The organism is Peptoniphilus grossensis ph5, assembly GCF_000311825.1.
Taxonomy (GTDB): domain Bacteria; phylum Bacillota; class Clostridia; order Tissierellales; family Peptoniphilaceae; genus Peptoniphilus_A; species Peptoniphilus_A hominis.
Window position 1 is genome coordinate 444730 of the sequence record NZ_HE978566.1, and the last position, 9979, is coordinate 454708.

General features: G+C 32.9%; 11 protein-coding genes. All 11 read left to right on the plus strand.

The annotated features are described in order from the left end of the window. Positions 1-3 precede the first annotated feature (3 nt). The 11 genes from HGPG_RS02060 (at position 4) to HGPG_RS02110 (ending at position 9902) form a co-directional block, all read left to right on the plus strand. Positions 4-1269 (plus strand): FtsW/RodA/SpoVE family cell cycle protein, encoded by a 1266-nt coding sequence (locus HGPG_RS02060; RefSeq protein WP_019124392.1) that lies wholly within the window; start codon positions 4-6, stop codon positions 1267-1269. Further along, positions 1262-2704, plus strand: coding sequence for a peptidoglycan D,D-transpeptidase FtsI family protein (locus tag HGPG_RS02065; protein WP_019124393.1), 1443 nt, complete (start codon positions 1262-1264; stop codon positions 2702-2704). Before HGPG_RS02060 ends, HGPG_RS02065 begins: the two co-directional genes overlap by 8 nt. A gap of 4 nt (positions 2705-2708) precedes the next feature. Then, entirely contained in the window at positions 2709-3410 is a 702-nt protein-coding gene (gene ispD, locus HGPG_RS02070; protein ID WP_036731379.1) for a 2-C-methyl-D-erythritol 4-phosphate cytidylyltransferase, read from the plus strand. After that, on the plus strand, positions 3407-3883 hold the full coding sequence (gene ispF / locus HGPG_RS02075; RefSeq protein WP_019124395.1) for a 2-C-methyl-D-erythritol 2,4-cyclodiphosphate synthase: 477 nt from the start codon (positions 3407-3409) through the stop codon (positions 3881-3883). Before ispD ends, ispF begins: the two co-directional genes overlap by 4 nt. A gap of 5 nt (positions 3884-3888) precedes the next feature. After that, a complete protein-coding gene (gene fsa, locus HGPG_RS02080) occupies positions 3889-4542 on the plus strand; it encodes a fructose-6-phosphate aldolase (RefSeq protein WP_019124396.1) in 654 nt (217 codons plus the stop codon). A gap of 1 nt (position 4543) precedes the next feature. Next, positions 4544-5509, plus strand: a complete 966-nt coding sequence (gene glpX, locus HGPG_RS02085; protein WP_019124397.1) for a class II fructose-bisphosphatase — start codon at positions 4544-4546, stop codon at positions 5507-5509. A 6-nt stretch (positions 5510-5515) separates the two neighbouring features. Then, positions 5516-6946, plus strand: coding sequence for a transcription termination factor Rho (rho, locus tag HGPG_RS02090; protein WP_036731219.1), 1431 nt, complete (start codon positions 5516-5518; stop codon positions 6944-6946). A 139-nt stretch (positions 6947-7085) separates the two neighbouring features. Then, the gene (gene rpmE / locus HGPG_RS02095) at positions 7086-7289 is read left to right on the plus strand and encodes a 50S ribosomal protein L31 (RefSeq protein ID WP_005956574.1); all 204 of its coding nucleotides are present in this window, start codon (positions 7086-7088) and stop codon (positions 7287-7289) included. Between the two features lie 42 nt (positions 7290-7331). Next, positions 7332-8168, plus strand: a complete 837-nt coding sequence (prmC, locus tag HGPG_RS02100; RefSeq protein ID WP_019124399.1) for a peptide chain release factor N(5)-glutamine methyltransferase — start codon at positions 7332-7334, stop codon at positions 8166-8168. An 8-nt stretch (positions 8169-8176) separates the two neighbouring features. Next, complete coding sequence (gene prfA, locus HGPG_RS02105) at positions 8177-9244, plus strand: peptide chain release factor 1 (protein ID WP_019124400.1); 1068 nt, start codon at positions 8177-8179, stop codon at positions 9242-9244. 115 nt (positions 9245-9359) lie between these two features. Further along, a complete protein-coding gene (locus tag HGPG_RS02110; RefSeq protein WP_019124401.1) occupies positions 9360-9902 on the plus strand; it encodes a rubrerythrin family protein in 543 nt (180 codons plus the stop codon). Positions 9903-9979 lie beyond the last annotated feature (77 nt).

A 9979-nucleotide genomic window follows, 5' to 3' on the forward strand; every position in this document is an offset into this window, starting at 1 on the left:
AAAGTGTTAGATAATATTTTAAAACAGCGAAAACCTAGAAATCTTCTCTTGATTTTTGAAATTCTAAGTATTTTATTGTTATTTTCTTACAACAATAACAATGTTGACAGGTACATAGTTATTTTATTTTTAGGTTTGATTTTAATCGTATATATTTCAAATTTAGTTCTAGGTAAAGTATCTTCAGGAGACAATTATATATTTTTAATAGTCTCCATGCTTTTAAGTCTAGGAATTATAACTATATACAGATTGTCGCCAAAACTTGGATTGAGGCAACTTATTTGGGTACTAGCAGGTATATTAGTTTTTTACTTAACTTATTTTATAATTAGGGCCATGAGAAGGCTTGAGTATATGACAGGCCTTTATTTAGGGCTTTCAATTTTATTTTTCTTACTAACAATTATTCTTGCTCCAGATAAATATGGTGCTAAAAACTGGATAGAAATTTCTGAAGGAATTACAATTCAGTTGTCAGAATTTACTAAGATTTTAGTTATATTTTTAATAGCTTCTTTTTATACAACATTCCAAAATAGACTTAAAAAATTAAATTATAAGTACACTTCATATTACTTGATGGGAGTAATATATATTTTTGTGGGCTTTTTATTTATTCAAAGAGACTTGGGAACTGCTGCTATATTCGTAGCTATCTACACACTCCTTCAGTATATTTATGACGAGGATAGGGTTTCAATTTTAGTCAATATTGGACTAATGATAATTGGTTCAGTTGTTGGTTACTTTTTATTCTCTCATGTTAGGAAAAGAGTGGATATATGGCTAAATCCATGGACAGCTGATAAGGTTGTGAATGATGCTAGACAAATTGTACAGTCACTATTTGGAATAAGTGAAGGTGGATTTTTTGGTCAAGGGATTGGTCTTGGCTATCCTAAACAAATTACCCTTGCTCACTCTGATGTGATTTTCTCTGCAATTTGTGAAGAGATGGGAATACTTACTGGAATAGGAATAATCATGCTCTACATGCTTTTAGTTTATAGGGCTATTAAGATTGCACTAAATCAAGAATATTTATTTTACAGAATTCTTGCCCTTGCAGTTGCAATCCTATTTACAGTGCAAGCTTTCCTAAATATTGGTGGAGTAATAAAATTAATACCAATGACTGGGCTCACACTTCCTTTTATATCCTATGGAGGAAGCTCAATGATCTCTAGTTTTATTTTACTGGGAATACTTCAGGTTACCAGTGAAGATTTATCATACAAATACGATAGGGGAATAGACAATGAATAGTAAAGAGAATAAGAGAATTTTAGTTTTACTTGTTTTTTTAATAATGCTATTAGTTGCTCCAATAATTTATTTAACTTATTTCACAGTTTTTAAGGCAGGAGATATTATAAATCACCCAGCCAATAGAAGAAGTGAACTTAGAGAAAATTCTGTTAAGAGGGGAACTATTTACGATAGAAATCACGAGGTCCTTGCCTATTCCAATGGAGAAAAATATAATTATCACAGAATTTATAATCAACCAGTTATTTATTCTCATATCATTGGTTATTCTGACAAAATTGTAGACAAGTATGGACTAGAAAAAGAGTTAAATAGTTATCTTGTTGGAAAAGAAGGCTCTAAAATTTTAAAGACCTTTAAATCGATAATAAATAAGAAATACGATCCCTATACTGGAGACGATGTAACTTTAACTACAGACACAGACCTTCAAGAAAAGACTAGGTCTGTCTTATCCTCAAAAGCTGAAAAGGGTTCAGTTGTTATTATGAATCCAAAAACTGGAGAGGTTCTGTCAATGGTATCTCTGCCAGATTTTAATTCCCAAAACATAGCCAAGGATATGCAAGCTATTAATGAGGCAAACAATGGTGCTCTCTTTAATGCTTCAACAAAGGGCAAGTTTGCTCCTGGTTCAGTTTTTAAAATAGTTACAACAACTGCTATTCTTGAGTCTGGAATTTCTCAAAAATATACAGATGAAGGTGTGGAAAAGATTGACAATGGTCGTGAATTTAAAAATGCCGGCAATAAAACTTATGGAAGAGTTGACCTTAAAAAGGCATTTACAAATTCATTAAACACTTACTTTGTAAGAAAATCTGTAGACATGGGCGTAGATGTAATGTCACAAGTTGCAGAAAAATACATGATTAATAAAAAAGTTGAATTTGAACTTCCACTAGAAACTTCGACTTGGGACTATAAGAGAAGTGGCTTTGATAAAACTGCACTTGGAGCTGCTGGGATTGGTCATGATACGCTTTTAGTTACGCCTCTGGAAATGTGCATGGTGGCATCAACTATTGCCAATGATGGAGTAATGATGCAACCTCACATAGTTAAGAGAATTGATTCTTCTGATGGCAAGAATGTTGTGAGAAATACACCAACAGTTTTAAGTGAAGTTACTTCTAAGGAAAATGCAGATCAAATTACAAAATATATGATAAATGTTGTCAACAATGGTACTGGTACAGAAGCCTATGTATCTGGCATGAAGGTTGCAGGCAAGACTGGTACTGCACAACTAGACTTAAAAGAAGGAACAAACAACGCCTGGTTCGTTGGCTTTGCTCCAGCAGATGATCCAAAAGTTGCAATTGCAGTTGTAATTCCAAATGTAAAGGATTTTGGTTCACAAGCTGCAGCTCCTATAGCAGGTGAACTTTTAAAATACGCTGTAAATAATTTGCAGCTTGAAGAAGAGTGATGCCATGTTTAATAATAATTTTGTAACAGCCTTTGTTGCTGCAGCAGGCATGGGCAAGAGGATGAAAATGGGAATTAACAAGCAATTCCTTGCCATTGATGGAAAGCCAATTCTTGCTCATACTATTAAAAAAATTGAAAAATCTAAGTATGTTGACTTTTTGATCTTAATCGTAAAGAAAAGTGACATGCACTATGTAAATGACATAATTGATAAATACAAAATCAACATGAACTATAAAATTGTCTACGGAGGCAAGGAGAGGCAAGATTCTATAAATAACGGTCTATTAAATATGCCTGAAGAAACGGACATAGTCCTTACTCATGACGGTGCAAGGCCCTTTGTTTCAGTAGAAAAAATAGATGAAGCCATTGAAAGTGTAATGGAAACTGGGGCAACAGTCTTGGCAAATCCTGTTAAGGACACTATAAAGGTCTCCATGGATGGAGAAATAGTTGATTATACGCCAAATAGGAATAGACTTTGGCAAGTTCAAACTCCACAAGTTTTTAAAAAGGAGATTCTTATAAAAGCCTATGAGCAAGCTTATTCAGAAGGTTATTATGGGACTGATGATTGTTCCTTAGTTGAAAAAACTGGAGTTAAGGTGAAATTAATTTACAACTCCTATGACAATATAAAAATTACTACAAGAGAAGATTTATCTATTGCAAATATACTTGTGAAGAAGGTGAAGGCATGAGAATAGGAATTGGTTATGATGTCCACAAGTTGGTAGATGATAGGAAACTTTTTATTGGCGGCATAGAAATCCCCTATGAGAAAGGACTTCTGGGTCATTCAGATGCAGATGTGCTTATCCACGCAATTATGGATTCAATTTTAGGAGCCCTTGCCCTTCGTGACATTGGCTATCATTTTCCAGATACTGATAATGAATACAAGGATATTGATTCAAAAATTCTTTTAAAGAGAGTTTATGAAATAATGAAAGGGAAAAACTATAAAATTGGTAATATAGACTCAGTTATTGCTTGCCAAAAGCCAAAGCTGGCACCTTATATTGATGACATGAAAAAGGTTATTGCTGAAATTTTAAATACTGATGTAGAAAATATTTCTATAAAGGCGACAACAACTGAAAAACTTGGTTTTATTGGCAGAGGAGAGGGAATTTCCTCAGAAGCGGTATGTTTACTTGAAAGGGATGATTAAAAAAGATGAAATTTTTTATTGACACAGCAAATATCGAAGAAATACGCGAAATTAATTCTTGGGGAGTGCTTTCTGGAGTTACAACTAATCCAAGTTTAATTGCAAAGAGCGGTGGAGTTTTTGAAGATGTAATTAAAGAAATTTCAGATATTGTTAATGGAGATATTTCAGCAGAAGTCATTTCTACAGACTTAGATGGAATGCTTAAAGAGGCGAGAGAACTTGCTAAAATTTCCAAAAATATTGTAATAAAAATTCCCATGATTGAAGAAGGACTTAAGGCTGTAAGTATTTTAAGTAAAGAAGGCATAAGAACCAATGTCACTTTAGTATTTTCAGTTTCACAGGCTCTTCTTGCAGCAAATGCTGGAGCTACTTTCGTAAGTCCTTTTATGGGAAGACTAGACGATATTGGTGAATCTGGCATGGATCTTGTGGCTGATATTGCCTATATTTTTAAAGAGTATGGATATGAAACTAAAATTATTGCGGCAAGTATAAGACACATTAATCATGTAGAAGATGTTGCAAGAACTGGTGCTGATATTGCAACAATTCCATATAAAATATTTAAAGAAATGATTAAGCATCAATTGACAGATAGTGGTTTAGAAAAATTTTTAGAAGATTTTAAAAATGTAAAGACAAAGGAGAAATAAGATGGACAGAAATTTAGCATTAAACTTAGCAAGAGTAACAGAAGCAGCAGCACTTTCAGCAGGCAAATGGCTTGGAAAAGGCGACAAAAACGCAGCGGATGGGGCTGCAGTAGATGCCATGAGAAGAATGTTTGACAAAGTTGATATTGACGGAACTGTTGTAATAGGCGAAGGAGAAATTGATGAAGCTCCTATGCTATACATTGGCGAAAAAATTGGCACAAAAGATGGGGAAGAAGAAGTAGACATTGCCGTTGACCCAATTGACGGAACAAATTCTATTGCCAATGGTATGGATAATTCTATTGCGGTTTTGGCTGTAGCTCCAAAGGGATGCCTTTTAAATGCTCCTGATATTTATATGGACAAAATTGCTTGCGGACCTAAGGCTAAGGGACTTATAAAGTTAGACGATACTCCATCAGAAAATATTAAGAGAGTTGCAAAGGCCTTAAACAAAAATATTGATGACATAGTTGTTGCAGTTCTTGATAGACCTAGACATGAAGATTTAATAAATGAAATTATTTCTATTGGTGCAAGAGTTAAAAAAGTTTCTGACGGAGATGTAGTTACAGCTATTGAAACTTGTTATGAAGATTCTGGAGTGGATCTTGTTATTGGTCGTGGCGGTGCGCCTGAAGGTGTTATTGCTGCAGCAGCTCTAAAATGTTTAGGTGGAGATTTCCAAGGAAGACTTCATCCAACAGATGAAAAACAAGAACAAAGATGTAGAGACTTAGATTCAGACTTGAAAAAAGTTTATACTATTGAAGATTTAGTAAAGGGAAATGAAGTTATTTTCTCAGTAACTGGAATCACTTCAGGAGAAATTCTTGAAGGAGTAAAATATTATGGAGACAATAAGGCAAAAACTGATACCTTAGTTTTAAGACTTCCAAGTGGAACTCAAAGATTTATTAAATCAATCCATTCCCTTGACTTAAAACCAGACTACGCTAAATAATTTATTATGAGTAATGACAATGAATTAAAAAATAAATCAATTGATGATTTAAGGAGAATTTCTAAATCCTTGGGTTTAAAAGATGCAGATAATTACCATATTGATGATTTGAAGCACTATATTATAAGAGGAGAATTGCCAATAAAAGATTTAAAGGATATGCCTTTAGACAAATTAAAGGTAGCTGAGCTTAGGGAAATTGCTAAGGATTATGGAATAGAAAAATCCTACAATTTAAAAAAGGAAGATTTAATTAAAAAAATAAACTCAATAAGAGAAAATGAAAAAATAGAAAAACTAGATCTTTCTGAAAATGCTCAAGAAACCTTAAAAAGTTTAGAAGATAAGGACTATGTAAAGGGTATTTTAGAGCTACACCAAGATGGCTATGGATTTTTGAGAAGAATTAATTATCTTCCAAGCGAAGAAGACATTTATGTATCTCCATCGCAAATAAGAAAATTTAGGCTAAGAAATGGAGATGAAATTCTTGGAATTAAATCACCTCCAAAGGATGGAGAAAATTTCAACGCTCTACTATTCATTAAATCAGTAAATGGCATGCACCCTTCTAAAATTTTAAATAGACCATTTTTTGATAACTTGACACCAATTTATCCTAAGAAGAAAATAAATCTTGAAACAGAGGAAGAAGACATCGCCATGAGAGTAATTGATTTGCTCTCACCAGTAGGGCTTGGTCAAAGGGGACTAATAGTTTCACAGCCAAAATCAGGAAAGACAACTCTATTAAAAAAGATTTCTAAATCCTTAAATACAAATTATCCTGATTTGCATTTAATCGTTCTTCTTGTTGATGAAAGGCCTGAAGAAGTTACTGACATGAAAAGATCAGTCAAGGGAGAAGTTGTCTATTCAACCTTTGATGAAAATCCTAAAAACCACACTCGGGTTGCAGAAATGGTAATCGATAGGGCAAAGAGATTAGTAGAAAACAAAGAGGATGTAGTAATACTTTTAGACTCCCTTACAAGACTTTCTCGTGCCTATAATTTAATTACTCCTACAAGTGGAAAGACTCTTTCAGGTGGACTTGATCCATTGTCTCTTCACAAGCCAAAGAGATTTTTTGGCGCAGCAAGAAACATTGAAGAGGGCGGAAGTTTGACAATCCTTGCCACTGCTCTTGTAGATACTGGTTCAAGGATGGACGATGTAATCTTCGAAGAGTTTAAGGGAACAGGCAATATGGAGCTTCACCTCAACAGAAGTCTTTCAGAAAAAAGGATTTTTCCAGCAATTGATATTTTAAAATCAGGCACTAGGAAAGAAGAGTTCTTGTTGACTAAGGAAGAACTTGCTTTTAATTATGAATTTAGAAATAATTTAAATGAAGAAAACATTGAAGATGTGACAGAAAATTTTTTAGACAAACTATCAAAGACGAAAAGCAACAAAGAATTTTTAGAAAAATAATTATCTTTCTTGCTTCAAATGTTGATTTATAGCCTTATATATTGTATAATAATTAAGGTAATAAATATATTTGTACTACAATGAAAATTGTGTTATAATATAAAAATTGAGTTATAAAAAAGTTTAAGGGGGCTAAACAATGAAAAAAGGAATTCATCCAGATTATAAAGAAGCTACAGTAACTTGTGCTTGTGGCAATACTTTTAAAACAGGATCTGTTAAAGAAGATTTAAAAGTTGAAATTTGTTCAGCTTGTCATCCTTTCTTTACAGGAAAGCAAAAACTCTCTGATCATGGCGGAAGAATTGAAAAATTCAATAGCAGATACAAGAGAAATAAATGACAATGAGGTTAGCCTAGCTAACCTTTTTTATTACTTAAATTTATGAAGATAAAAGAAGCCCTAATAGAGGGAAGAGATTTTTTAAAAAACTTAAAATATACAGATCCAATTTATGAAACTAGAAAAATTTTAGGAGAAATTTTGGAGAGAGACTTGTCTTATTTAGTTTCTCACGACAATGAAGAGTTACCTGCTTCAGTTGAAAGAAAATATTTTGATATATTAAAAAAGAGGCAAGAGGGTCTACCTCTACAGTATATTTTGGGAAGAGAAGATTTTTACGGAAGAACTTTCACTGTATTAGAGGGTGTTTTAATACCAAGACAGGATACAGAAATTTCTGTAGAAGTAATTTTAAAAATCCTAAAGAATAACAATATTAAGAATCTTCTTGAAATTGGATGTGGAAGTGGAATTGTTAGTGTTACACTTGACCTTGAAACTAGGGGACAGGTGGATATAACAGCAGTTGATATAAGTCCTCAGGCTATTAAAAATACTAATGTAAATAAAAATAATTTAAAATCAAATATTAAAATATTAGAGAGCAATTTATTTGAAGAAATTAATGAGAAATTTGATTTAATTTATTCAAATCCGCCCTATATTAAATCTCATGAGATAGAAAATCTGCAAGTAGAAGTAAGAGAGCATGAACCGAGACTTGCACTAGATGGCGGAAGTGATGGACTTTATTTTTACAGAAAGATCATTAAAGATGCACCAAATTTTTTAAACAGTCATGGATATTTAGTATTTGAGATAGGATATGACGAGGCTGAAGATATTTCTTCAATAATGAGGGAAAATTTTGACCTTGAAATTTATAAGGATCTGAATAATTTAGATAGAGTAGTAGTGGGACGATTAAAGGTATAGGGGTAAATATGTACGAAAAACTTTCGGTTTTTGAAGATAGATTAGTAGAGCTCGAAAAAGATTTGAGCAATGTGGAAATTATTAATGACTCTAAACTTTACCAACAAAAGGCCATTGAACATGCTGAGATAGAGCCAATTGTTGCAAAATATAGAGAATATAAAAATACGCTAAAGGCTTTAAACGAAAATAAAGAATTGATAAAAGAAAAATTAGATGATGAATTTAAAGATTTAGTTAGAGAAGAAATAAACGAAGGAACAAAAAAAGTTGAAACTTTAGAAAATGATTTAAAAGTTTTATTGATTCCTAAAGATAAAAACGACAGTAAAAATGTTATGGTAGAAATTCGTGCAGGTGCTGGCGGAGATGAAGCAGCACTTTTTGCTGGAGTATTGTACAGGCAATATGTTAGGTATGCTGAAAGAAAAGGCTTTAAGGTAGAAACTATTTCTTCCAATGAAATTGGCATTGGCGGATTTAAAGAAATTGTCTTTATGATAATAGGTAATGGAGCATACTCAAGACTTAAATATGAATCAGGAGTTCACAGAGTTCAAAGAGTTCCTGAAACAGAAAGTGGAGGTAGAATTCACACTTCCACAGCAACAGTTGCAGTTTTACCAGAAGCTGAAGATGTGGATATTGAAATTGATCCATCTGAAATTAAATTTGATGTCTTCCGTGCATCAGGCAATGGTGGACAATGTGTCAACACAACTGACTCGGCAGTTAGACTTACTCACATTCCAACTGGAATAGTAATTTCTTGCCAAGATGAAAAATCACAACTTAGAAATAAAGAGAAAGCCATGAAGTTACTTAGATCAAAATTATATGATTTAAAACTTCAAGAACAAAATGAAAAAGAATCCATGGAGAGATCTTCACAAATTGGAACTGGAGATAGGTCTGAAAGAATTAGGACCTACAATTATCCGCAAGGAAGAGTAACTGATCACAGAATTAACTTCACATCTCACAGAATTGACGCCATTAACGACGGTGACTTGGATGAAATAATTGATGCTTTGATAACACATGATCAAACTCAAAAAATCGAAAATATTGATTAAAAAACAAAAAATAAATATTAGATTTATTTAGTGCATATATTTGATTTTTCATAAACAATAGTCTATAATATTAATTGTAATTTTATTATTAAATTAATATTATGGGGGTAATATTATGAATCAAATGACAAGTGACAATCTAAGATCCGCATTCGGTGGAGAATCTCAAGCTCGTACTAGATATAATATCTGGGGCGATGTAGCTGAAAAAGATGGCTTCAAAAATGTTAAAAGACTTTTTGATGCAACTGCTGATGCAGAAAAAATTCACGCAACACTTCACTTCAAAGCATTAAGAGATGTATCTGGAGATTTTGCTGTAACTTCTATGGCAGGATTTGGAATCAACAGCACATCTGATAACCTTGAAGCTGCAAGAAATGGTGAAATTTTTGAATCAACTCAAATGTATCCAGCATTTATAGCTGTTGCAGAAATGCAAGGTGAACAAGAAGCAGTTAAGGCTATGAAATTCGCTACAGCTGCAGAAAAAGTTCACGCTGAAAGATATTTAGAAGCAAAAGAAGCAGTTGATGCAGGGAAAGACCTTGATGTTGAAAAAATCTATCTATGTCCTGTATGTGGATATATCACTTTTGAAGAAGAAGATAAATGTCCAATTTGCGGATGCGCAGGAAGCAAATTTGTTGCTTACTAATTTCATTAAGAAAATCTCTCCTCACGGAGAGGTTTTACATAAAGGAGTCAGTGTTTTATAAGCTGGCTCTTTTTTAT

What these genes read in the sequence shown, in the direction of transcription:
- HGPG_RS02065 (WP_019124393.1), top strand. Translation starts at nt 1,262, where the DNA reads ATGAATAGTAAAGAGAATAAGAGAATTTTAGTTTTACTTGTTTTTTTA.
- ispD (WP_036731379.1), top strand. Translation starts at nt 2,709, where the DNA reads ATGTTTAATAATAATTTTGTAACAGCCTTTGTTGCTGCAGCAGGCATG.
- ispF (WP_019124395.1), top strand. Translation starts at nt 3,407, where the DNA reads ATGAGAATAGGAATTGGTTATGATGTCCACAAGTTGGTAGATGATAGG.
- fsa (WP_019124396.1), top strand. Translation starts at nt 3,889, where the DNA reads ATGAAATTTTTTATTGACACAGCAAATATCGAAGAAATACGCGAAATT.
- glpX (WP_019124397.1), top strand. Translation starts at nt 4,544, where the DNA reads ATGGACAGAAATTTAGCATTAAACTTAGCAAGAGTAACAGAAGCAGCA.
- rho (WP_036731219.1), top strand. Translation starts at nt 5,516, where the DNA reads ATGAGTAATGACAATGAATTAAAAAATAAATCAATTGATGATTTAAGG.
- rpmE (WP_005956574.1), top strand. Translation starts at nt 7,086, where the DNA reads ATGAAAAAAGGAATTCATCCAGATTATAAAGAAGCTACAGTAACTTGT.
- prmC (WP_019124399.1), top strand. Translation starts at nt 7,332, where the DNA reads ATGAAGATAAAAGAAGCCCTAATAGAGGGAAGAGATTTTTTAAAAAAC.
- prfA (WP_019124400.1), top strand. Translation starts at nt 8,177, where the DNA reads ATGTACGAAAAACTTTCGGTTTTTGAAGATAGATTAGTAGAGCTCGAA.
- HGPG_RS02110 (WP_019124401.1), top strand. Translation starts at nt 9,360, where the DNA reads ATGAATCAAATGACAAGTGACAATCTAAGATCCGCATTCGGTGGAGAA.